The 23,117-nt window shown below is 69.0% G+C and carries 19 protein-coding genes; 11 read left to right on the top strand and 8 right to left on the bottom strand.

Going from position 1 to position 23,117, the window contains the following annotated elements; genetic code table 11:
• Nucleotides 1-92 precede the first annotated feature (92 nt).
• Nucleotides 93-2,063, top strand: coding sequence for a potassium transporter Kup (locus RPQ07_RS36345; protein ID WP_313948533.1), 1,971 nt, complete (start codon nucleotides 93-95; stop codon nucleotides 2,061-2,063).
• A gap of 1,328 nt (nucleotides 2,064-3,391) precedes the next feature.
• Here the strand turns inward: RPQ07_RS36345 and RPQ07_RS36340 are convergent.
• Both RPQ07_RS36340 and RPQ07_RS36335 read right to left on the bottom strand, forming a co-directional pair.
• The gene (locus tag RPQ07_RS36340; RefSeq protein WP_313948532.1) at nucleotides 3,392-3,658 is read right to left on the bottom strand and encodes a helix-turn-helix transcriptional regulator; all 267 of its coding nucleotides are present in this window, start codon (nucleotides 3,656-3,658) and stop codon (nucleotides 3,392-3,394) included.
• A complete protein-coding gene (locus RPQ07_RS36335) occupies nucleotides 3,658-4,143 on the bottom strand; it encodes a DUF2975 domain-containing protein (RefSeq protein ID WP_313948531.1) in 486 nt (161 codons plus the stop codon). Before RPQ07_RS36335 ends, RPQ07_RS36340 begins: the two co-directional genes overlap by 1 nt.
• Nucleotides 4,144-4,926: 783 nt before the next feature.
• On the opposite strand from RPQ07_RS36335, the gene RPQ07_RS36330 reads away from it, so the two are divergent.
• The 5 genes from RPQ07_RS36330 (at nucleotide 4,927) to RPQ07_RS36310 (ending at nucleotide 10,267) form a co-directional block, all read left to right on the top strand.
• On the top strand, nucleotides 4,927-6,546 hold the full coding sequence (locus RPQ07_RS36330; RefSeq protein ID WP_313948530.1) for an MFS transporter: 1,620 nt from the start codon (nucleotides 4,927-4,929) through the stop codon (nucleotides 6,544-6,546).
• A gap of 468 nt (nucleotides 6,547-7,014) precedes the next feature.
• Nucleotides 7,015-7,659, top strand: a complete 645-nt coding sequence (locus RPQ07_RS36325) for a dihydrofolate reductase family protein (RefSeq protein WP_313948529.1) — start codon at nucleotides 7,015-7,017, stop codon at nucleotides 7,657-7,659.
• A gap of 684 nt (nucleotides 7,660-8,343) precedes the next feature.
• Nucleotides 8,344-8,832 (top strand): sortase, encoded by a 489-nt coding sequence (locus tag RPQ07_RS36320; RefSeq protein ID WP_313948528.1) that lies wholly within the window; start codon nucleotides 8,344-8,346, stop codon nucleotides 8,830-8,832.
• A 107-nt stretch (nucleotides 8,833-8,939) separates the two neighbouring features.
• On the top strand, nucleotides 8,940-9,611 hold the full coding sequence (locus tag RPQ07_RS36315) for a class F sortase (RefSeq protein WP_313948527.1): 672 nt from the start codon (nucleotides 8,940-8,942) through the stop codon (nucleotides 9,609-9,611).
• Nucleotides 9,612-10,012: 401 nt separating this feature from the next.
• Entirely contained in the window at nucleotides 10,013-10,267 is a 255-nt protein-coding gene (locus RPQ07_RS36310; RefSeq protein WP_313948526.1) for a hypothetical protein, read from the top strand.
• 232 nt (nucleotides 10,268-10,499) lie between these two features.
• Here RPQ07_RS36310 and RPQ07_RS36305 read toward each other — a convergent pair whose 3' ends face one another.
• Together RPQ07_RS36305 and RPQ07_RS36300 are read right to left on the bottom strand one after the other, a co-directional pair.
• Nucleotides 10,500-12,443 (bottom strand): protein-arginine deiminase domain-containing protein, encoded by a 1,944-nt coding sequence (locus RPQ07_RS36305; protein WP_313948525.1) that lies wholly within the window; start codon nucleotides 12,441-12,443, stop codon nucleotides 10,500-10,502.
• Nucleotides 12,444-12,692: 249 nt separating this feature from the next.
• Nucleotides 12,693-13,034 (bottom strand): CPCC family cysteine-rich protein, encoded by a 342-nt coding sequence (locus RPQ07_RS36300; protein WP_313948524.1) that lies wholly within the window; start codon nucleotides 13,032-13,034, stop codon nucleotides 12,693-12,695.
• A 177-nt stretch (nucleotides 13,035-13,211) separates the two neighbouring features.
• Here RPQ07_RS36300 and RPQ07_RS36295 point away from each other — a divergent pair, with 177 nt between their 5' ends.
• Nucleotides 13,212-13,979 carry a hypothetical protein gene (locus RPQ07_RS36295; RefSeq protein WP_313948523.1) on the top strand — a complete coding sequence of 256 codons (768 nt, stop codon included), beginning with the start codon at nucleotides 13,212-13,214 and terminating at the stop codon, nucleotides 13,977-13,979.
• A gap of 234 nt (nucleotides 13,980-14,213) precedes the next feature.
• On the opposite strand, the gene RPQ07_RS36290 is transcribed toward RPQ07_RS36295, so the two are convergent.
• Both RPQ07_RS36290 and RPQ07_RS36285 read right to left on the bottom strand, forming a co-directional pair.
• The gene (locus tag RPQ07_RS36290; RefSeq protein ID WP_313948522.1) at nucleotides 14,214-14,990 is read right to left on the bottom strand and encodes a crotonase/enoyl-CoA hydratase family protein; all 777 of its coding nucleotides are present in this window, start codon (nucleotides 14,988-14,990) and stop codon (nucleotides 14,214-14,216) included.
• Nucleotides 14,991-15,036: 46 nt separating this feature from the next.
• On the bottom strand, nucleotides 15,037-16,242 hold the full coding sequence (locus tag RPQ07_RS36285) for a cytochrome P450 (protein WP_313948521.1): 1,206 nt from the start codon (nucleotides 16,240-16,242) through the stop codon (nucleotides 15,037-15,039).
• A 508-nt stretch (nucleotides 16,243-16,750) separates the two neighbouring features.
• On the opposite strand from RPQ07_RS36285, the gene RPQ07_RS36280 reads away from it, so the two are divergent.
• Nucleotides 16,751-17,938 (top strand): PP2C family protein-serine/threonine phosphatase, encoded by a 1,188-nt coding sequence (locus RPQ07_RS36280; protein ID WP_313948520.1) that lies wholly within the window; start codon nucleotides 16,751-16,753, stop codon nucleotides 17,936-17,938.
• A 150-nt stretch (nucleotides 17,939-18,088) separates the two neighbouring features.
• Here RPQ07_RS36280 and RPQ07_RS36275 read toward each other — a convergent pair whose 3' ends face one another.
• Both RPQ07_RS36275 and RPQ07_RS36270 read right to left on the bottom strand, forming a co-directional pair.
• Complete coding sequence (locus RPQ07_RS36275) at nucleotides 18,089-18,559, bottom strand: GNAT family N-acetyltransferase (protein WP_313948519.1); 471 nt, start codon at nucleotides 18,557-18,559, stop codon at nucleotides 18,089-18,091.
• Between the two features lie 802 nt (nucleotides 18,560-19,361).
• Nucleotides 19,362-20,015, bottom strand: a complete 654-nt coding sequence (locus RPQ07_RS36270) for a TetR/AcrR family transcriptional regulator (protein WP_313948518.1) — start codon at nucleotides 20,013-20,015, stop codon at nucleotides 19,362-19,364.
• A 107-nt stretch (nucleotides 20,016-20,122) separates the two neighbouring features.
• On the opposite strand from RPQ07_RS36270, the gene RPQ07_RS36265 reads away from it, so the two are divergent.
• The 3 genes from RPQ07_RS36265 (at nucleotide 20,123) to RPQ07_RS36255 (ending at nucleotide 23,000) form a co-directional block, all read left to right on the top strand.
• Complete coding sequence (locus RPQ07_RS36265; protein ID WP_313948517.1) at nucleotides 20,123-21,178, top strand: medium chain dehydrogenase/reductase family protein; 1,056 nt, start codon at nucleotides 20,123-20,125, stop codon at nucleotides 21,176-21,178.
• Nucleotides 21,179-21,438: 260 nt separating this feature from the next.
• Complete coding sequence (locus RPQ07_RS36260; RefSeq protein WP_313948516.1) at nucleotides 21,439-21,801, top strand: DUF1330 domain-containing protein; 363 nt, start codon at nucleotides 21,439-21,441, stop codon at nucleotides 21,799-21,801.
• 458 nt (nucleotides 21,802-22,259) lie between these two features.
• Nucleotides 22,260-23,000 (top strand): class I SAM-dependent methyltransferase, encoded by a 741-nt coding sequence (locus RPQ07_RS36255; RefSeq protein ID WP_313948515.1) that lies wholly within the window; start codon nucleotides 22,260-22,262, stop codon nucleotides 22,998-23,000.
• Nucleotides 23,001-23,117 lie beyond the last annotated feature (117 nt).

Here is a 23,117-nt window from a genome sequence, read left to right as displayed (position 1 = left end):
GGCGCGGTACCTCTGGCGATCCCGACGGCGGGGTATCGTCCGCCCGGAAGCCTCGCGTCCGCGGCTCAGCGAACGGGGCGGAGGAGGAACACATGGCCGATCGCCGGCAGGGACCCGCGTCGGGTGACGGGTCCGCATCGCGGGCACCGGAAGCCCGCCATACCGGCGCGCGCGACACGGTGCGCCTCGCTGTGGTCATCGGCGCTCTCGGCGTGGTCTTCGGCGACATCGGGACCAGCCCGATCTACACCCTCCAGACGGTGTTCAACCCGAGCGACCCCCACCCCGTCCCGGTCACCACGGGCAACGTGTACGGGGTGGTGTCACTCGTGTTCTGGTCGGTGATGATCATCGTCACGGTCACCTATGTGCTGCTGGCGATGCGCGCCGACAACGACGGTGAGGGCGGCATCATGGCGCTGATCACCCTGTTGCGACGGTGGAGTTCACAGCGTGGGCGTCGAGGCACCGTCGTACTGGCCGCGCTCGGCATCTTCGGCGCGTCGTTGTTCTTCGGCGACAGCATGATCACCCCGGCGATCTCGGTGCTGTCCGCGGTCGAAGGGCTCAAGGTCGTCGAGCCGTCGCTGGAGGATGCGGTCGTGCCCATCACGGCGGTGATCATCGTCCTTCTGTTCCTGGTGCAGCGTAGAGGAACCGCGGCGGTGGGCAGGGTGTTCGGGCCGGTCATGATCGTCTGGTTCGTGGCCATCGGCGCGTGCGGCGTCGTCGGCATCGCCGATCATCCGGACATTCTCGAGGCGCTGTCGCCCACGTACGCGTTGGGCTTCCTCTTCGGCCATTGGGGTACGGCCTTCTTCGCCCTGGCCGCGATCGTGCTCGCGGTCACCGGCGCCGAGGCGCTGTACGCGGACATGGGGCACTTCGGCCGCCGGGCGATCACCCGAGGCTGGCTGTTCCTCGTCCTTCCCGCCTGCGTCCTGAGCTACATGGGCCAGGGCGCGTTGATCCTCGGAGATCCGGACAACATCAGTAGCCCGTTCTTCCTTCTCGTGCCCGGCTGGGGACGCTGGCCCATGGTCGTACTGGCGACTGCGGCGACCGTGATCGCCTCACAAGCGGTGATCACCGGCGCGTATTCGGTCGCCTCCCAGGCGGCCCAGCTGGGCTACCTGCCAAGGCTGCGCATCGCGCACACCTCCGAATCCACCATCGGTCAGATCTATGTCCCCTGGATCAACTGGCTTCTGATGGTTTCGGTCCTCACCCTGGTCTTCGCCTTCCGCAGCTCCGCGGCGCTGGCCTACGCGTTCGGCATGGCGGTCACCGGCACCATCACCATCACCACCTTGTTGTTCTTCTACGTCGCCCGCGCCAAATGGGGCACGCCCCGATGGCTGCTCGCCACCGGCGCGAGCGCACTCCTCCTTGTCGACCTGCTGTTCGTGGCGGCCAATATGACGAAGCTCGTCCACGGCGCGTGGCTGCCGCTGCTGATCGGCCTCACCGCGTTCACCGTCATGACGACCTGGCAACGCGGCCGCGAGCTCGTGACCACGGAACGAGCACGCCGGGAAGGCCCGCTGCCCGAGTTCATCGACCGCCTCCGCACAGGGCAGGAGCCGACGGTCCGGGCGCCCGGCACTGCTGTCTTCCTGAACCGAGGCAAGGAGACCGCGCCCCTGGCCATGCGGGCCAACGTCGAGCACAACCACGTACGCCACAAGCAGGTCGTGATCCTGTCCATCAAGACCGAGCCGGTTCCCCGCGTTCCGGATGACTCGCGGATCGTCGTCGACGAGCTCGGATATGCCGACGACGGGATCATCCACGTCACTGCCCGGTTCGGCTACATGGAGACACCGGACGTGCCCGGCACACTGGCCATGCTCGACCCGGTCGTCACCGAAGGGCCGCTGCAGCTCGACCAGGCGTCCTACTTCCTGTCGAAGATCGAGCTTCGTCGCGGCAAGGCACCGACGATGTCGCCCTGGCGCAAGCGGCTGTTCATCGCCACCTCCTACATCGCGGCCGACGCCGCCGAGTACTTCAGCCTGCCCCGCGACCGCACGGTCATCATGGGTTCGCACATCGAGGTGTAGCTGCACGGACTACTGACATGCCGCCCGCCGGAACAGCAGTGAACGTGCCGCGAGGCAGCGGCAGGGCAAGGTCGATGCCTGCAGTGCGTGCACGGTGCCGGCGCTGCGGTCGGACTTGCCGGACGTGAGGACCGGGATGCGCTGCGTCCCCCGGCTGATCGGCCGCCTTCCGCCGCTTGCCGCGTCGCAGCCTCAGGTCCGTCCTCCCGCGACCCTTTGCAGCCGACTGTTCGACGCTGCGGATCACGGTCATTGCGGAACATGATCGTGCCGGCGAGCCGTGGGGCGGGATGTCCCGAGAGCGCGCGGCGGGCCTGACTCCCATCATGGGGCGGGGATCCGGGGAAATGGCCCAGAAGATCGTGCGGCAGTTCCCGCGAGGACTTCCCCCATCGCAACGGGCCCACCAGCCGCCAACGGACGGCGAGGTCGTCATCCACCGGCAGGCCCCTCGACTGCTCCGGGCTGCTGCACCGACGTGACCGGCGCCCCGCGGCCGCCGCCCGGCCGGCCGTCACTGTGTCACCGACAGGAGCGATCCGTAGCATCGAGCGTCTGCGTCAAGAACCTGCTAGAAATCCCGCCCCGTTCGTGGCGTGACGAGCGGCGGCGGGCATTCTGCCGTCGTGATGCCTGCATGGCGCCCAGACCGCGGAATCCGCCGCACCACCCTCATACTCGGGGCTGCCGCGGTAGTCCTGATAGGCGTCGGTGCGGCCGCCGACACCATGTGGCTGCTTGGCATCGGGGTCTGGACAGTCATCGCCGCCACGATGATTGAACTCGTCTACCGCCCCTGACACGTTGCCGCAGCGGACCCGGCGATCCTCACTGATCATCAGGAGCAGCAGGCGCGTCCAAGTCGGCAGCGCAGGCGTCCGCGCACTCGGTTAGCGGTGCATCTCGGGGCCGACAGGATGTTCGGCGTGTACGGGCGCGCGGTGGAACCGGCAGCGTCGATACGCCGCGGATCGTGCCGTGGAGCCTCGCGTCATCGGCACCGTCTGCGCGGACCATGCGCCACCGCGTGGCGACCCACATGCCCTGTCCCCCGAGCACCACGGCGCACCTGGCCGACCACTACATCGTGGCGCCCCAGCGCCTTCTTCCGGCCCCTCGGACGGGCCTTCGACCGGATGCACCCCTGGAGCGCACGGTGTGCACGCACCAGGTCGGCGTCCCCTCCCCCGCCCCCCGATCCCCGGCCCCCCGCGCGGTGCAGCCGTGCGACGGCTGCTGACGGCCGATGACATCCCGACGGTTACTGCCCTCGATGCCGAAAGAAGGTTCCGTCGACCGGAAGGGGGTTGGGGCACCCACGCATCGCGCTATACCTTCCCCTCAGGCGACAGCACCACGTCCGCATCGGCCGCAGGCGTCCCCCTCCCGTCCTCGGCCACCCAGCGCAGCAGGTCGCCCGGTTGGCACTCGAGCACCTCGCAGAGCGCGGCGAGCGTCGCGAAGCGCACCGCCTTGGCGCGGCCGTTCTTGAGTACCGCCAGGTTGGCGGGCGTGATCCCGACGCGGTCCGCGAGCTCGCCCACCGACATCTTCCGCCTGGCCAGCATCACATCGATGTCGACGGCGATCGGCATCAGATCACCTCGTCCAACTCGGCCTGCATCTGTGACGCTTCGACGTCGCGCGCGACGGCCTGGGCGAGCAGCATCCGCAGTACGAGCACGAAGAGCGCGACTCCCAGGATGGCCACGCCGATGCCGCCCATGATGACGGTGACGCCCGGGTCGTCCCTCTGGCCCGGCGCGTTGAGGGCCGTGACCGCGAACCACACGAGGGCAGCCGCCACGATCGCGCCGATCACGACGTCCACGTACCGGAAGGCGGCGTCGGAGAACACGGTTCCGCGTCGGACCATCGTCACCAGCTGCCATACGCAGACCAGGGCGACCTGGGCCGCCACCATGCCCAGGATGGTGATCAGGCGTAGCGGAGTCAGCGGGAGCGACCCGTCTTCCGGGTCGGTGGCCAACGCCCACACCATCGATGCCTGTACGAACACGGTGCCGGCGAGCACCACCACGAGCACGGCGTGCAGCGCACTCACCATCAACTTTCCCATGACCCCATCTTCCATCGAATCACGATGGAAATCAATCGAATCTCGATACATGAAGCAAACGGGTGAGGCGGTGGACGGGCGGCGGTTTCGCACCGGGTCTCGGGACGCCGCCCCCGAACATGCTCCCCCTCCGCGGACCGTCACCGCATGCGGGCTCGACTGGCAGCCGCAGTTCGCGGATCGGAGAAGGGCATCAAGATCGGCCAAGACCTGGGAGCCACGGCCATCAGCACGAACCGGCCTGACGCCGTCGGCTGTGCGCACGACTTGGCGGACCGGCTCGACGCACACCGGGCACCGAGGGGCGGGCCAACTCCGAAGGAGGACGCCGCGGCCGGCCATCGCGAAGTGGCACCCGCGCGGCAGGCGGACGTCTCCGCCGTGGGCACTCTGGGCGGCAGGACCTGCGGTGGATGAGCGAGGCGCTTCTCATCTCCGCCCGGCGGATGGCCCCCGGGCGGCCCAGTGAGGTGGCCGAGCAACTGCTCGCCGCGGCGCGTGCCCCACTGCGCGACGACAGCCGCCCCGAGGGGCAGCCCGCACCGGACCAATGGCTCAGCAAGGAGATTCACCCACTGGCACGACAAGGACGCTTCTCAGCGGTTCAGCACCGCACTCTTCGCGCGATGGTCCATCCCTTCAGCCTCGGGCGGCCGCGCCCGAGGCTCCGGCGAGCATCCAGGCGGCCGAGGCGCCGGCGGGCGCGTCATCCCAATGGGGCGATGCGCGGCACGGCGGATCAGGGAAAACTCTCGCGAAGCCCCACTTCGCCCCGGAGGTTCCATGTCGAAAAGCGTCGCGCTTCGCATCGACGTTCCGCATGAGGCCCCGGCGCGGGCGTCGCTCGTTCTGGCGTCCCTGATCATCGTCGCCGCCGTGGCCAACTTGAACCTGTCGGTGGCCAACGTGGCGCTGCCCGCGATCGGGAAGGCCTTCGACTCCTCCCAGACCGCGCTGAACCTGGTCGCCGTGGGGTACTCCCTGGGCCTGGCCGCATCGGTGCTCTATCTGGGTGCGGTCGGCGACCGTCACGGACGCAAGCTGCTGCTGCTCCTCGGCATCGCTCTGTCCATCCCCGCCTGCCTGCTCGCCGCGTACGCGCCGAACGACACCGTGCTCGTGTTGGCCCGGATCCTCGGCGGGCTCTCGGCCGGCATGGCCTACCCGACCACCCTGGCGCTGATCACCGCCCTGTGGGCAGGACCGGGGCGGACGAAGTCCATCGCGTTGTGGTCGGCCCTGGGCGGCGGCATCTCCATGCTCGGGCCGGTGATCGCGGGCGCGTTGCTCGAACGCTTCTACTGGGGGGCGGTGTTCCTGGTCACTCTGCCCCTCGCCGTGGTCGCGCTGGTCATGGCCCTGCTGTTCGTCCCCGCGCACGCCAACGAGTCGGCCGAACCGGTGGACAACCTCGGCGGCATGCTGTCCGTGTTCCTGGTGGCGGGCCTGGTGCTGGCGATCAATTTCGCCGTCGTCCCCGACCAGGGGGCACTGGTCGTCGGCCTCGTCGTGATCGCCCTGGCTGCCGGAGCGGCGTTCTTCTGGCGTCAGCGCGGGGCTCCCAACCCGTTGTACGACCTCCACATCGCCGGCAGGCGCACGTTCTGGGTCGCCGCATGCGCGGGAATCATCGTGTGGGGCTCCATGATGGGGTCGGCGTTCATCAGCCAGCAGTATCTGCAGAACGTGCTCGAGTACAGCCCCGTCGAAGCCGGCGCCTCCATCCTCCCCCTCGTCGTGATGATGGTGCTCGTGGCACCACGGTCCGCGAAGCTGGTCGAGACACGCGGCGCCCGCACGACCCTGCTGATCGGTTACGCGTTCCTCTTCCTCGCCTTCGGCTGGATGCTGCTGTTCTGGGGCGAGGACAGCGGTTACTGGCAGATCGGCTTCGCCTATGTCCTCATCGGTATCGGCGCCGGCTTCGCCGGGACGCCCTCGTCCCACTCGCTGACCGGATCGGTGCCCGTGCGTCGGGTCGGCATGGCCTCCGGCACCGCCGACCTGCAACGGGACCTCGGCGGGGCCATCATGCAGTCCGTCATGGGCGCGCTCCTCACCGCCGGCTACGCCTCGGCCTTCAGCGCGGCGATCGCCGCCTCCGCCGACAGCAAGGACGTGTCCAGCCAGGTCCAGAGCGAGCTGACGAAGTCGTTCGCTTCCGCCGGACAGGTCGCCCAGCAGCACCCTCAATACGCCGACCAGATCGTCGCGGCAGCACGCAAGTCGTTCCTCCACGGCGACGACTGGGCGTACACCGTCGGCCTGGCAGCGATCGCCCTGGGTGCACTGCTGATCTTCTTCAAGTTCCCCCACCGGCACGCCGAGCAGGAACTCCTGCAGCGCTACCACACTGAAGACTCCGCCCCCGCCACCGGGAGACCGAACAGACCGGCAGCCTGAGAGAACGGCCGGTCAGCGGGTCGCCGACCGTGCCGTGCCCGGCCGTGCCCCACGGGCGTCGAAAGCGATCTGCAGAGCGCCAGCCCGGCCGGCACTCGCGGACGTCTCCCCACTGACTTCAGCGCCGACGTCGGCTCGGGTACTAACGGCTCGACGCGCGACCACAGTTCATCCGACTCGGTCCAAGGCCGCGACTGACGTTTCCCCACGGCCCGACCGACGACCACCCGAACCGAAAGTCGCATGTTCAACAGCCTCCTCAGGTTCGGGAGACGACCTTGACCAAGCCTTCCTCCATGACGGAGCAGACGAGAAGGTCTCCGTGCGGACGGCCCCTCACCGCAGGAGCCTGCTCATGGGTCAGGACGCGAGGCAGCAGCCCATTTTCCTACCGGTCACGGACACAGCGGGAGTTTCCCGGCCCGGATAGTCTCACCACGGTTACCGCCCCCATCGCAGGAGGAACGCGTGGCTCAGTTGCTGAGAGTGCAGAACTTCACCGTCTCAAGTGACGGAATTGCTGCCGGTGAGGACCAGACCCTCGACAGGCCGTTCGGTCATGTCGAGCCCGAAAGATTGTTCGCTTGGGCCGGGGCCACGGCGAGCTGGCCCAACCGCACCGACCCCGGGGGCAGCCTGGGCCTGGACGACTACTTCACGCGGGACTTCGCGCGCAACATCGGCGCCGAGATCATGGGCCGCAACAAGTTCGGTCCTCAGCGGGGGCCCTGGCAGGACCACGAGTGGCAGGGCTGGTGGGGTGACGAACCCCCGTTCCACACCCCGGTGTTCGTCATGACCCACCACAAACGGCCTTCGTTCACGCTTTCCGACACCACATTCCACTTCGTCGACGGCGACCCGGCCGCCGTGCTCGAGCAGGCGCGGGAAGCGGCACAGGGCCAGGATGTCCGACTCGGCGGTGGGGTGACCACCATCCGGCAGTTCCTGGACGCCGACCTCGTCGACACCATGCATGTGGCGGTCTCGCCGGTGAAGCTCGGATCCGGTTTGCGACTCTGGGAGGCCCCCGATGAACTGCTCGACCGGTTCCATCTGGAGGTCGTTCCCAGCCCGAGCGGGATGACGCACCACCTGTTCTGGCGAAAGTGACCGGTCCTCAGGGCAGCCCCGGGGAGCTGTTCTGCCTCCCGGGGCTGCCCCGGCAACAGCCTCTCACCGGTGAAAGCACACACGACGCCACTCAGGTAGCCGTCGGCCAGCTGGCGCAGTCCCCAGAGGACTCGGGGGCGCTGTAGCGTCGACAGGCGTCGATGGTCACTTCTCCGTTCCCGCCCAGATCCGCGCCACCTGTCCAGCCGTTCGGCATGCGCCGTTGCTCCGGTCGGCCGCGCCCGCGTGGTCCTCCTCAGTGATACTCCCGCTGCGGCCCGCTGCTCCTCATCAGCAGCCAGGCCGTCGTGAGGAACCGGGCGGCCAGGCGATGAGGCCATCAAGTGCAACCCGGCCCCAGCCATACCGGCGTCTCCGGACATCCAGGACCTGACGACCGACCCCGATCGAACCCATCAACAACGTCGGGCCTACCGACACGTCCAACACCTTGGTCAGGGCCTCTTAGCCCGTTCGCTCACACTCTGCCGTCGCTCTCCACGCGATGTGCTCACTGCGGCGACCTGCGGAAACGCCGAAGAGGAGCGCAGTTCTGAGTCTGACTGAGTGACAGATGCGTCGGCATGTCGCATTGCAGTGATCACGGACTGTCGGTTGGCTCGTGCACGCAGCACACCACAGGCGCCGCGCAGTCAGCCCGGACGCTGCTCACCTGGAGGAACCATGCGCATCGCACGTGTCGGTCTCAAGGCCGTCCTGGTCGTCGGCGCCCTCGCACTGTCCGCGCCGACCGCCGCAGCGGCCGGGGAGGGCGACGGGGACGTCCGTATCAGCCCGGAGAAGGCATCACCGGGCACCACGGTCACCGTCACCACCACCGCCTGCGGCAAGGAGGTCTACGGCAAGGGCGAGTCGGTGGCGGGCGGGAAGTTCCACCTTCTCGAGAGCGACCGCAAGGGCGTCCTGGTGGGTGAGTTCCAGATTCCCGAGGACGCCGATTCCGGCACCGACACGGTCACTCTCAAGTGCCCGCCACGGACCAAGGCCACTGCCGACTACAGCATCGCCGGCCGCCCCAACGGTGCACTCGACGCCGGCTTCGGCGGCACCGACAAGGGTAGCCAGCTCGCCGTCGGTGGCCTGCTGCTCTCCGGGGCGGTCGCCGGAGCAGTCGTCAGAGCGCGCCGCCGCCCTTCCGCGGCCCGGACCTGACGGTACGTTCGTCCCGCAGGGCCCCCGGCTCCGCAGCGGAGCGGGGGCCCAGGGATTCCCGCCCGCGTCGCCGCCCCCGCTCCGCTGCCCAGCAAAGGCCCGTATCGATGGACAACTGCCACGGGACGAGCGAGACCGACGCACCGTCGCCCGGTGTCCCCTCGTTCAAGCTGCTCGCCTGCGCCGCGATCGCCGGGGCCTTGCTGGTGGCCAATGGGGTGCGCGACGACCACCCCCCGCAGCCTTCGACCGCCCGTACCCCGCCCCCGTCCGCACAGCCCGCACTTCGCCACGCGCCCGAGCGTTCCGCCGTACGACCGCTGCCTCCGTCGGATCCTGTACGGCTCCTTATCCCCGACATCGGAGTGGACGCGCCCCTGATGCCTCTGGAGTTGGATGCCGAAGGGACACTGGAGACGCCGCCCGCCGACAACCCCGGCATGGCCGGCTGGTACGCCGACGGAACGGCCCCCGGCGCGGTGGGGACGGCCGTGACGGCCGGGCACGTGGACACCCCGGTCGGGCCCGGCGTCTTCTACCAGCTCGGCGCTCTTGAGCAGGGCGACACCATCGAGGTCGTACGGGAGGACCGGCGCACCGCCGTCTTCACCGTCGACGCGGTGGAGGTCCATGACAAGGAGGACTTCCCCGACGACAAGGTCTACGGCAACTCCGGCCGGCCGGAACTGCGGGTGATCACCTGTGGTGGCGACTACTCCAAGGGCACCGGATATCAGGGCAACATCGTCGTCTACGCGACGCTCGACCCGGAGAACTGAACGCTCGGCCCGGAGAACCGGACGCTGGGGACAGCTGCTCCACGGCGCCGGCAGCCGCCGAGAAGGCAGAATGCGACGACGCACTGCACCAGGCTTTGCCGGACCGCATGGGGCAAGACCGGGATACCGGACGCATCCGAGCGGCAGGCGCTCGCGGATGCCGCATTGCCGGGCAATCGGGCAACGACGCAGCGTCAGGCCCGGCGGATCCGCGAGCCCTGGCCGAGCCTCATCAGCAGCCTCGACGTGCATCGCCCTGCTCGATGGAGGCGTGGGAGCCATGGGCACTCGCCGGCGGGCCCGATGTCTGCTCCGAGCAGGAACGCCCGGCCGGTGAACCTCCCGTACCGGGCCGGCGTCTTCTCTCCCGATCGCGACCACTCGCACAGGAGAAGAGAGCGTTGACCGACAAGGACGTTGAGCGGACCGACGAGCGGGGTTACGGCCCGGGGCCCTGGTGGGCGGATCTCGGGACGTGGGGGGCTGTCGGATTGGTCCTCTTCGGGGTTCTCTCGGCAGGGTGGGTGTTCCTCCGGCTCCCCGGCACCCCGGAGAACCTGGCGACCGGCTACTACCAGGCCGCGAAAGTCCTCGCCATCGGCCTCGTACTCGCAGGAAGCGCCCTGCTGGGCCGCCGTCGTCAGGGCGCCCGGTGAGCAACGCACCGCTGTCCCGGGCTCCCGCGAGCGCGACCATGTGCTCGATCTCCAGCGTGCCGAGCGGAGTGACCGGGCGCTCGTCGTAGCAGAACCACCACACCCCGACGAACAGCGTGCAGCCCGGACCCGTCTGCTTGTCCGGAGGCCCGCCCCACACCGGTGAGCGTGAGCGGGGCGGGCTCCGGTTTTCACATGGCCAAGGACGACGGGTCGTCCACGCCGGCTCTGTCTAGGACGCCTTCCACCACGCGGCCGACGCGTCCCGCAGCGTGTTCGTCCCGCAGTGCACCTCGCCCGCGCCGAGGTGGTAGGTGTACCAATCGTCGATGTACGACACCTTCATGCCCGCCTGCGTGTACGCGGCAGTCACGGCCGCGGTGAAGATGTCCTTCCCGCCGATGACCGGTCCCCACTGCTTCGGCGCCAGATACCGGTCCCGGCCGAGCAGGATGCCGTTGACCGCGCCCGGGACGTACGCGCTGGTCATGACCGTCTCCACGGCCGCGCCCCGCGCGTCCTTCGAGGGCTTCGCATCCTTGTGGCGTCCGAGCTCCTTCTGCTGCCCGTACTCGCGCACGGACTCCGGCACCTCGCCCGCACCCAACCGCTGCAGCCGCGGCATCATGCTCTCGCCCCGCGGTCCCCCGTTGCCGCGGGTGTAGAGCGCGGGCACGCGTACGACCTCGGCGTCTGTCACCCCGGTCTCCCGCTGGAGGATCTCCAGGTTCGCGGCGATCCGCTGCGCGGCCAGCGTGTTGTCCTTCACCAGGTACGTCGAGGCGAGTGCCTGGGCAATGGTCTCCTTGGGGGCAAGCATCTCCTCGCTGTCGGGCACCGAGAACATGCGGGTGGCCCCGTGTCCGGCCTTCTGCGCCTCGCGTAGCAGCCGCAGCCCGGCCTCAGGATCGGCGATCCCGATCTTCCAGCCGCGCGGGGTGTCGGCGGGCAGGAACTGCACGAACTCGTCCACATGCCCCACGTGCAGCCACGACGTGTCCAGGAGCAGCGGGTCCTGGAGGCCCTGGGACTTGAGCAGGGTGCGCATCGCCAGCGCGGGCTTCGAACCGCTGTCCTTGCGCTCGCCCTGGATGATGCGCCCGGCGGGGAAGCTGCGGCCGTTGTGAGCGTACGGCGGGATGGTCTCCAGGTTCCCCATGGAGTTGAGCGTCCACTCCTCCGAGTCGCGCACCCCGGACACCTGGACCACGCCGACACCGTTGCCGCGCATCTTCTCGAACAGCTCGCGGCCCGCCACCCGGTCCGGCTGGGCGCTGCGCAGCATCACGCGCATGACCTGACGGCGCCCGCCGGAACCGGACATGCTCACGTATCCGGGCTCGACGAAGTCCTGCGCCCAGATGTCGGAGTACTTGTCGAAGGTCACCAATGGCGTGTTGATCCCGGCCGACTTGGCCTCGGTCGCGAGCCCCTTGACGAAGGCCTGCTGACGGCGGGCCCAGTCGTCGCTGCCACCGACCTTGGTGACCATCAACTGCTGTGCGTTCTGCAGATGGTGGTGGGTGAGCAGCGGCGCGACGCGCAGGGTGATGTCGTCCGCCGTGCTCCTACCGTCGGCGGTCACGGTCAGGCGTATGACGGCGCGCCCGTCCCAGACTTTGGTGTCGCGTATGACGTCGTTGCTCTCCACGCCGAACTCGACGCCGGCACGCAGCTCGGCGGCGGTGAGCCGGGTGGCGGGGGTGACCATGGCCCACCCGGCGGGGCGCTTGACGAAGACCCGCGTCCTGCGCCCCCCGTTGACCTGCACGGTCCCGATCGCGCCCGCGGGCACCTCGGCCATGGGCAAGGACCGCACACGGGCGAGGTCGGCGAGGTCGGCGGCGCCGTTGATGATGTTGTCGGCCGCGTCGTTGCAGGCGGCGAGCCTGGCGTCCGAGAGCGGCTTGCCGTTCGGCGCCTTGGTCGGGCACCGCTTGGTGTCGTCGTCGATATTGGGGAGGAAGACGGCTCCCCTGTCAGCCGTCCACGTGTCCTCACCGGCGGTGTCCGTGCCCCCGGTGACGTCGACCTGCCCGTCCCGGTTCACATCCGCCCGCAGATCCACCAGCGGCGGTCCGGCGGCGAACGCCGGTGCGGCGGGGGCGATGACGGCCCCGATGACGGTGAGGGCGAGCGCGGCGTGTCGTGCGTGGCGCACGTGTCTCGTACCCAAGGTGCTTACCTTCCCGAAGAGTTGAGGTTGGCTCTCGGGACGCAAGAGGGCGGGGAGGGGTTGGGCGTTGCCTGCGGCAGGCGGGATGCCTGCCGCGGGGGGCGGGTCGCGACTGAGGGAGGAGGGGGCATCAATCCGTGGGAGGTTGAGGACGGCGGCCCACTCGGGTAGGGATCCGTCTTGCCAAGGGCTACCGCCTGCCGACCCATATCCGGCCGATCATGCTGGTCCGCTGTCAGTTCCGCCTTGTCACTCACCTGGCGACTGCGGCGTCCAGGAGTAGAGGAAGCCCGTGCCGCACCGCGGAGCATTGTCCGGGTGCTCGTGCGGCAGCGGATCCCGAACCAGGTGAGCGCGGCGTTCCTCCGAGGCGCCCATGGCCCGGACGTTCGCACGGCCCTGAGACAAGCTCAGGCCACGGTTCGGGCCGCCCTTGACCTCGTCGGCATCATGGTCATCCTGCCCGTCATCCTCCCAGAAGCAGACCGCGCAGATCTCATGGCCACCGCGCTCGGCGAGTGTCACGTAGCCACAGCACGGACACCGGTACGGGCCGTCTTCCACCCTGCCGAGCATCTTCATGAAGGCCATGGCGGCACTGTGGCAGACGGATACGCCTGTGGGCCCGCGAATTTGCGCGTCAGGCGGGACACGCCAGGGGCACGAAGCCCCTACCTACCCGAGCCACGGCCGGCCCCGCCTCTCCCGGTAGTGTGGCGATCTTCGGCAGGCGAAAGCCGTACGGAGTCCTCGAAGGCCGGGCACATCATGCATCTCGCCGACCATCCCGCGCGCCGCCGCCTCAGTGCCGCTCTGGACAACCTCGCCGTCACCTTCCACGGCATGACCGCACGTCCGGACGAGCACAACTGCGAATGCCACTGGGGCAGCCCCGAGGAGCTCTCCCTTCTGAAGACACCGAACGTGGAGCTGGAGCCGGATCTCTTGCGCCGTGCCTGGCAGGCCACCGACTGGACCGATCACGCGGCCGTGCTGCGCCGCGTCCTGCCGCAGTTCGCCACGGCACTGGTCGCCGGTCGCACGGAACATTGGTTCGGACTGGAAGACGCCGGGTACTCCTTCGCCCGCGGCCGCTGGCAACAGTGGCCCGACCATCACGCGGGTCCGGTCCGTGAGTTTCTGCATGCGTGGTGGGCGCAGAGCCTCACCGATCCGGATGCGATCGTTCCGGCGCACCAGGTCTTCGTGATGTGTGCCGAGGCGTCCGGAACGCTCCGGCCCTGGCTCGCGGAATGGGAGAAGCAGACCGGGTATCTCAGCGACCGGCATCTCGCCGAGGCGGCGGCGACATGGGAGTACGAGCTCCTCGGAGACAGCCTGCCGTGGAGGGTCGGCTGGTACGAGCACGACGAGGAGGAGATACTCGCCGAATTGGTCGCCTGGCTCCTCGACCCCGCCTCGGTGCGGCTCCGGGAGTCGGGCGCATCGGCGGATCTGCGGCACCGGATACGTCTGCTCGGACTCACCGGCGAGGACCGCTGGACGGATCCGCATTGGCCCGGCCACCGCTACTGACGATCGGCGGGCGCGACCTCGGCGCCGGACCGCGTCGCCAACGGGCTGTGCGGATGCGCTACTCGGCGGCCAAGAGTCCGGGTGCAGGGAGTGGTCCCCCGCGGATTCTCTGATGTCGCCCGGCAGTTGAGTGCCCCAGGGGCCGGCCCTCACCGGTGGTGTGAGTGAGGGCCGGCGCCTGGCCGGTTGGTGGAAGGGGCAGGCGCGTCATCCGGCGGGCAGGCTGGGGCTCGGTCAGGGTGTCCAAGCCGCAGGTCGCTTTTCGCAGAAGGCCAGGGCTCCTTCGGCGGCCGAGTCCGTGTCGAAGACGGGTGCGGTGTACGGGTCCTGGACGGTGAATGCCGCATGGTCGTCGAGGCCGCGGGTGGCGTCGACGACCTGGCGGGTGATCCGGACCGCGTGGGGGGAGTTGGCGCTGATCCTCCCGGCGAGGGCGATCGCGGCGTCCAGGGCTTTGCCCTCGCCGGTGAGCTGGTTGACGAGCCCGTGCCGGGCGGCGTCCGCGGCCGGGAGCGGGGATGCGGTCAGGAGCATTTCCATCGCCAGGTGGTGAGGGAGGCGGCCCGGTAGGCGAATGGCTCCGCCTTCTGAGGCGATGAGGCCGCGGGCTACTTCGGGCAGCGCGAAGAAGGCGGTGTCGGCGGCGGTGACCAGGTCGCAGGCGAGGACGAGTTCGAAGCCGCCGGCGACCGCCGCCCCTTCGACGGCGGCGATGAGCGGCTTCGAACGGCGGGCGCGGGTCAGTCCGGCCAGTCCACGGTCCGCGACCCTCGGCACTCCTTCGTCAGGGAAGGCTTTGAGATCCATGCCGGAGCAGAAGTGGCCGCCCGACCCGGTGAGGACGCCGACCGCTAGGTGGGGATCGTCTTCCAGGGCCGTCAGTGCGGCGTCGACGGCGTCGGCCAGCGCCTGGTTGATCGCGTTACGGACGCGGGGCCGGTTCAGGGTGATGACCAGGACGCCGTCGCGGCGCTCGGTCAGCACCACGGGCTGCGTGGATTGCGTGCTCATCATGTCCTTCCGGATCGGGAGGTGGTGCAGTCGGAGAGAAGAGGGGTCAGCGCCGGACGAGGGGCAGGGCAGCGAGTCCGCGCATGACACGGGCCGGGCGCCAGGGCAGTTCGTCCGCCGGCTTGGCCAACTCCACGGTGGCGAGCCGCTTCAGCAGCAGGGGGAAAGCCACGGCGCCTTCCAGACGTGCCAGGGCCGCGCCGATGCAGAAATGGGGCCCGTACCCGAAGGCGAGGTGATCGTTGGGTGTGCGGCCCAGGTCGAGAAGGTCGGCATCGCGGAAGCGCTCCTCGTCGCGGTTGGCGGACCCGATCAGGAGACTCACGATGTCGCCCGTACCGACGGTCCGGCCGTGCAGACCGATCGGGGCAGCGGCGCACCGGAATGTCGCGTCCCGGACAGGCGAGTCGTAGCGCAGGAGCTCCTCGACCGCGGTGGTGACAAGACGGGAACCGGCATCCTGCGCGGCGAGGCGGGCGGCCTCGGCAGGGTGGCGCAGCAGGGCAAGCATCCCGTTGCCGAGCAGGTTCATGGACGTGTCGTGGCCGACCAGCAACAAGAGGTAGGCGGTGGAGCGCAGTTCCTCCTCGCTGATCGTCCCGCTCTCGTCGCCGGCGCGCACGAGGGCGCCGAGCAGGTCCATGGTGCCGGGCCCCTCACCGGACCGCTTCTGGGCGATCAGCGCGTCCAGCAGCCTGTGCAGCTCCCGTACGGCGCGTGCCGGATCGGCGGACACCTCGGGGGCGATGGTGGCCATGAGAGTGTCTCTGGTTTCCGCCGTGTCCAGGTGTTCGGGAACGCCGAGGATGGCGCAGATCATCCGGAACGTCAGCGGCGCCGCGAAGTCCGCGATCAGATCGACATGTGTGTGGTGCTCGACCCGATCCAGCAGCCGGTGCGCGACCTCGTCGATGAAAGGTTCCAGCATGGCGATGCGGCGGGGCACGAACGCGGTGTTGACCAGGGTCCGCAGCCGGGTGTGGTCCGGCGGGTCGGCGTGGACCAGGTGCCGGTTGAAGCCGGCCGGGCCCGGCACGTATCCCGGAACCCGGTCCGGGTCCTTGCTCAGACGGGCATCGGTGAGCAGAGCGCGTACGTCCTCGTAGCGGGAGACCTGCCACACCACGGGCCGTCCCGGCCGCCGCTCGACATACGCGGGCGCATGGCGGCGCAGCCACGCAAAGTACGGGTAGGGATCCCGTACCCGCGCGGCCACAAGGTCGGCCGGCGGGTGGGCGGCGTCAGCAGGCACGGCTTCTCCAGCACAGTGTTGATCAACAGACACCCCACCAACGAAGCCCCTCACCAGGAGATACGGCAGCACACAACCCTGCTGGCGCACCCGATCCCGCCGGGAGGAACACGTGCAAGCCCAGCGCACTCGATCACGCGTCCTCCTCGAGGCCGCGCTACCCTCCCCGCACTGCCACCACCCCCCTGACCCGGGCCCTGCATCCGATCCGGGATCGGACGGACGGGTCAGCCGCAGTCACCTCGCTGCGCCCACCACCGTTGAAGCACTGACTGTCCCCCGGCCCTCGGTTCCGGCCACTCCTGACGGTGCTGCACGCGCCGCGTTCGGGCAGGTAGATAGGCCTGCGGCGCCGTTCATTCTTTCGCCGGAACACCCCTCTTTCTTCAGCAGGGAGAGCCGAGGAGTGCGGTTGAATGTGCGAGGTGACAGCTTCCTCAAGTCGGTCGTGGTGAGAGGCTCCGGCGGCGGACCGTGGCATGGTCGGCCACGGCGACACCGTGTGCCGGTGCTCGTGGTCCTGTTGCTGTTCCCTCTGGTGGTGCTGGTCGTGGACCTGCTCACCCCGCCCGACATCCGGCTCGGCCCCGTAATGGTGGCGGCACCGGTCCTCTCGGCCGCCTTCCTGGGGCCGGCCGGTGTGCTGCTGGTGGTCCTGGTGACGACCCCGTGCGTGGTGCTGGCCGCCGCCGCCAACCTCCAGTTGAGCGCAACCAACTTTCCCTTCCAGTTCGGAGCGTTTGTGCTCCTGAGCCTCGCCGCTCTGGCCGCGAGCGACGTCCGCCGGCGGCGGGAGCGCGAATTGGCGAACTCCCGCTGGGTTGCCCAGGTGACCCAGCGCATCCTGCTCCGTCCGCTGCCGCGCCGAGCGGGCACCTTCACCCTGGCATCGCTCTACCGCGCCGCCGACGAAGAGGCCGCGATCGGCGGTGACCTGTACGCCTCTGTCGAGCGCGACGGCTGCATCCGGGTCCTGCTGGGGGACGCTCAAGGCAAAGGCCTGGCCGCGCTGGAGATGGCCAACTCCGTCCTGAACTCGTTCCGGCGGGCGGCACGGCACCACAGCCGGCTGGACGTCCTCGTCGCCGAACTCGAAGCCGAATTCGGCGAGGACATGCGCGACTGCGCCGCCGCACGTGCCGAGGACGCCGACATCCGCGGCAAGCATCTGGACGAGAGCTTCGTCACCGCCGTCATCCTCGAGGCCGCCGACCACGACAGCAGGATCTCCCTGATCAACCTCGGACACCCGCCGCCGCTGCTCGTGATGCACGGCACGGTCACCACGCTCGAGCCGACCGTCTCCATGCCACCGATCGGCCTGGCCCGCTTCAACGGGCAGGACCTCCAGGTGCGGACGCTCGACTTTCCCTCAGGTGCCACCGTCCTTCTCTACACCGACGGCGTCATCGAGGCCCGCAATACCGCCGGCGTCTTCTACCCGCTCGCCGACCGGATGCGCTCGTGGACCCATTTGGCACCAGGTGATCTACTGACCGCCGTCCACGACGACCTTCGGCAATACGTAGGCACCCGATTCGCCGACGACGTGGCGATGGTGGCCATCCGCCGCACAGACCCGCCGGTCGCGTCACAGCACCGCGAGACGGCCCATCGTTCGGACGCGTCGCCGCACGGTGCGCACTGCGTCGACACGGTCACGAGGGACGACCGGGACGCGCGCTCGGCTTCCTGACGACATGCTCTACTCGGTGGTCCAGTGCGCACGTGCGCGACGGCCTTGCTGCCAGTCGACGATGATGCGATTCAGCAGGGTCTTGAGCGTGAAGGCCCGCCCGCGAACGGCCGGCCGGGGCCTCGAGGGCCCTGGGTTCGAGGACAGCCCTCAGCTGGAGAGGGTGTAACGGAACATGTGCAGGGTCCAGGATGGCTCGGCGGTCGGCTTCGTCGCATACTGCACGGCTCCCATGGCTGCGTAGAACGGCGCGGCGTTCGGATCCGAACCAACGATGAACTCCGATTGCCCGAGCTCGCGCGCAGTCCGGATCGCATGCTGCCAGAGACGCTTGCCGTAACCCTTGCCGATCTCGTCGGCGTCAACGAAGAGCTTGTCCAGGAGCAGGTCACCGTCCTCCTCCGTGAAACCGTAGAAGCCAAGCCTCTTACCGTCCTCCTCCAGGACAAAGACCGGGTTGTTCCGCACATAGGCATCCGGAATCGCGCGAGCATCACCCGCCCAGTCGAAGTAGCCCGGTGGGTACCCCCAGTGAGTCGACGATCGGTCCTGGAGCCTTTCAAGCTCACCGGCCTCGTCAGGTTCGGCGCGTCGGATCCGCCTTGCACCGTTGGTTGACACGGCACGGACCACCCTTCTCGATCACTGCCTGTAGGCGTCGATCCGACTAGATCACGGTTCCATGCCGGCGAGCCACACCACCCGGAACAGAGGACCGGCGTCGTCCACCACGTGAGCCGACAGGGAATCAGGCGGCAACCACGCATCGGTGCTCAGGCGCCACATCCGGGAAGACCTCCCACAGGCCGTCCTGCCGGCCGGCGGCAATGGCACCAACTGTGCATAGTGTTCATCCGGCGCGTGAAGGTGGCCTACGCCCCACCAACGTGATGAGCGACTTCATCAAGGGGTCCGGGCTCCATCTCGTACTCGAAGTCCAGGGCTGCGACTTGCACTTGGAGGGCTCCGCGGGGATTGGCGGAGGCATCGGCGCGGTCACCGCCGAGGCCGACATCACGATCGAGAGGGACTACGCCAAGGCGTGGACCAAAGACACCACCTGGACCTACCGGCTGGACATTGCCAGCGGGAAGACCCAGCGAATTGCGCAGGTTCCACGCGCGTACGTTCCACGTGTCGAAGTCCGTCTCCGTGGCCAAGAAGACATTCAACTCCGGCCACGGATAGTTTCCGAGGGCGTCGTGGACCGCACAAGGTCCGCGGCGCCCTCTGGGCGTCCGCGTCCGCTACCGGTTCACCACGATCCCGGCGCCCACCCGTAGTGACCATGTGCGAATGCCAGGGCCCGGCCCGCATCCGCCTCCCGCTCATCCGGAAGGCGCACCATCTGGTGGCTCGTGATGCAGTTGGCACCGTGAGCCCGCCGCCTCCTGCGAGCCGGCGTGCGGGACGGTCGTACACCTCATTCGCCGTGCAGGTGCGCGAGCGTCGTGATGATGCGTTCGGCGATGTCCGGCGGCCATGGGAAGGCGACGGTCACCGACCGCTGGTGGGCGAGCCCGTGCAGGCCCAGCCACAAGGCCACGGAGTCGGCGACCAGGTCGGTGCTCGTGGCGCAGCCCGCCGCGACACAGTCGCCGAGGGCGCCGCGGAGCAGTGCCAGGTTGGCATCGCCGAGGGAGGAGATGTCGGTGTCGGTCAGGGTGCCCTCGCTCAGATCAGGCATCCAGAGGCCACCGAACATCGTGCGGTAGCGCCCCGGGTGGTCCTCCGCGAAGGTCAGATAGGCATGGCAGACGGTGTACAGCCGCTGCCGCGGATCCTCGCCGGCGGCGTCGAGGGCGGCGCTCAGCTGCCCTGCCAACTCGGCGAAAGCCTGTTGCGCAACGGCCAGCATGATGGCCGGCTGGTCCGGGAAGTGGCGGTAGATCGAAGGGGCGGCGATCCCGACCCGCCGGGCGACGGATCGCAGCGTGATGGCGCTTTCGTCGCCGGTCTCCTCGAGGAGTTCGACGGCTGCGGCCACGATGTCGTCCCGCAGACGGGCACCCTCCCCCCGCCGGTTGCGCGTGCGGGCGGGCGTCGGAGCGGTCGTCGCGGTGCCGTCTTCTTCCATCCCGTTATCTTACACAAACAACCTTACAGCTGTTACCTCTTGCCTGAGTGACCTCTCATGCGTAGCCTTACGACTGTAAGCAAACGCAGCGAGATGTGGAGTCCACCATGACCAACGGCGCCCTCACCACCACCGTCACCGAGGTCCTCCTGCCCGGGAAGGTCGAGCCGAGCGGGCTGGAGGTCCGCACCCGCGAGCTCCCGGCCCCGGCTGCGGGGAAGGCCGTTCTGCGTATGGATGCGACCGGCATCTCCTTCGCCGAGCAGCAGATGCGTCGCGGCAAGTACTACGACCAGCCGCCCTTCCCCTTCGTGCCCGGATACGACGTGGTCGGCACCGTGACCGCTGTCGGCCCGGATGTGGATGCCGCGATGATCGGACGCCGGTTCGCCGCGGTGACCAAGGTGGGCGGCTGGGCCAGTTCCCTGCTGGTCGATGCTGCGGACCTGGTGGCCGTGCCGGACGAGGTCGGCGCCGCCGCCGCGGAGACCATGCTGGTCAACGGGATCACGGCCTGGCAGATGCTGCACCGGACCGCGAAGGTGCGCTCCGGCGCGACGATCGTGGTGCTGGGCGCCAACGGCGGCGTCGGTTCCACGCTCGTGCAGCTGGCCCGGCATGCCGGCATCCGGGTGATCGGCACGGCGTCCGCGCGTCACCACGAGACGGTGCGCGAGCTCGGCGCGGTCCCGGTCGACTACCGCGACCCGGACATGTACCAGCGCATCCGCGAGATCGCGCCGGACGGTGTCGACGCGGTATTCGACCACGTCGGCGGCGCCGGCCTGGAGGAGTCGTGGCGGCTGCTGCGCCGCGGCGGGACGCTGGTCTCCTACGGCACCGCGGCCACAAAGGACGAGACCGGCAACTCGCGGTTGCCCGTGCTGAAGTCCTTCGCGCGACTGGCCCTGTGGAACTGCCTTCCCAACGGCAAGAGCGCGCACTTCTACAACTTCTGGGCGGGAAAGCGTCGCCTGGACGTCTTCCGGGCCCGGCTGAGCGAGGACCTCACCCAGGTGTTGCGGCTGCTCGCCGGGGGCGTACTCACCCCGCAGATCGCGGCGGAGTTCCCGCTGTCCGATGCCGGTTCGGCGCTGGCGCTCGCCGAATCGCGCACCGTCGCCGGCAAGATCGTCATCGTCCCGGACGTGCCCGGGCGTTGACCGCAACAGCAGATCACCCTCACACCCACGGGAACCGCCGAGGCGATGGGCACCTGCTGCGCGGGGAAACCCTGTCCCCGGCAGCCGAGTTGCTCGACTCCGGCGGCGGCAGGGCGGTGACCTTGCGTGCCGTGGCCCGGCGGACTGGGATCGCCTCGATGTGGCGCCCGGCCATTACCCCAGAGGTAATCGCACTGCGCAACCACCCTCGGCTAGGTTCCGGGTCATCGCTCACATGCCCGGAACGAAAGGAGCCCGTGGTGCCCGCTTACGGATTCGCTCATCTCCGCAGCCGACGGAATCACTCCGACGTCATCGAGTACCTGGAGCGCATCCAGGCAACCCTCGACCCCTTCGCCGGCCACTTCGTCATCCACGGTCCGCCGACCGAAGTCGTAGAAGGTACGTGGCCCGGCAGCATGGTGCTGATCGAGTTCCCCAGCCTCACCGAAGCCCGTTCCTGGTACGACTCCCCCGCCTACCGCGCCATCCTGCGTTTGCGTACCGACCACATAGAGGGCGACCTGGTGCTGATTGAGGGCGTCGGTCCGAACTACGACCCGGCCGAGCGAGCGCGCACGCTGCGAACAGAAGCCGACCGAGCGGGCCGGTCGACCGCGTAATCCTGCTGCCGCTTCCTGGGGCAACGAGGTACCACGCACTCGTAGTACACATCAGTATCCGGAGGCCGTCACCGGCGAAACGGCTCTCCCACGGCTCCGTCAGGCGCAGCCAGGACGCTTCCGGCTGGGAGCAGCCCGGACTCATGCTGTGTGCCGTCACGCGCCTCACATCAGAACCCTGCCCTGGCCCCCGACAAGTCGCTGCGCCACTACGAGCGCGTCCGCAGCAGCGTGAGGGAAGGAGGATCACGTACACGCGTCCGGCGTCCACTAGGGGCCATCCCCCGCGCAGCGGGCGGCAGTTGGGGCGGCAGAACCACTGCACCATTGCCAGGTCTTGCGCCCCGAGCCGGACGGTACCCGACGGGTCCGTGCCCTCCTGCCGCGAACTGCCATCGAAGCCGGTGGAAGGTAAATACGTCGACAACGCCCCTCGACGCCCGGCAAAGTGGCCGTCCGTGACGAGCAGTGAACTGTGGACCCGTGCGACCGCCGACCGTTACGACGCCGAGGAGACCGAACGGTCCTCGGCTGCGGTTCTGGGACCGACTCTCGCCTTCCTCGCCGATCTCGCCGGAGAGGGCCGGGCACTGGAGTTCGCCATCGGAACCGGACGAGTGGGCGTCCCGCTCCGGGAACGCGGCGTGCCGGTAGTGGGCATCGAACTGTCCGAGCACATGGCCGCGGTCCTGCGGTGCAAGATCGACGAGAGCATGCTCCCGGTCACTATCGGAGACATGGCCACCACCGTCGTCCCTGGGCGGTTCACCCTGGTCTATCTCGTCTACAACACCATCACGAACCTGCTCACGCAGGACGAACAGGTCGAGTGCTTCCGCAACGCCGCACGTCATCTGGAGCCCGGCGGGCGGTTCGTCATCGAGCTGGGCGTGCCGGCGCTGCGGTTCCTTCCGCCCGGCCAGTTCGCGGTACCGTTCGACGTCTCCGAGCAGCATCTCGGCTTCGACACCTTCGACCTGGTCGAGCAGATTCTGGTCTCGCACCACTTCACCCGCGACGACGAAAACGGCCACTACCGTCGTGGCACCTCGCGGCACCGGTACGTCTGGCCGGCAGAGCTCGACCTGATGGCGCGGATCGCCGGGCTCGAGCTCGAACGTCGCGTCGCGGACTGGGACGGAGGCCCGTTCGCCCAGGACTCCCAGAAGCACGTCTCCGTGTGGCGCAAGCCCATCTGAGGTCAGCCACCGGGTTGTCCGTGCGGGCCGAGCCCGGCCTGTAACTCCCAGCGGCCAAGCCATGCTTCTGAGCTGAGGCCGAGTCAGAGCGCTCGCACACCTCCGCGTGAACGTCCC

The sequence above is a fragment of the Streptomyces sp. AM8-1-1 genome, assembly GCF_032229325.1.
Classification (GTDB): Bacteria; Actinomycetota; Actinomycetes; order Streptomycetales; family Streptomycetaceae; genus Streptomyces; species Streptomyces achmelvichensis.
The sequence above is the reverse complement of the archived record's forward strand: the minus strand, read 5'-3'. Positions and strand labels throughout refer to the sequence as shown.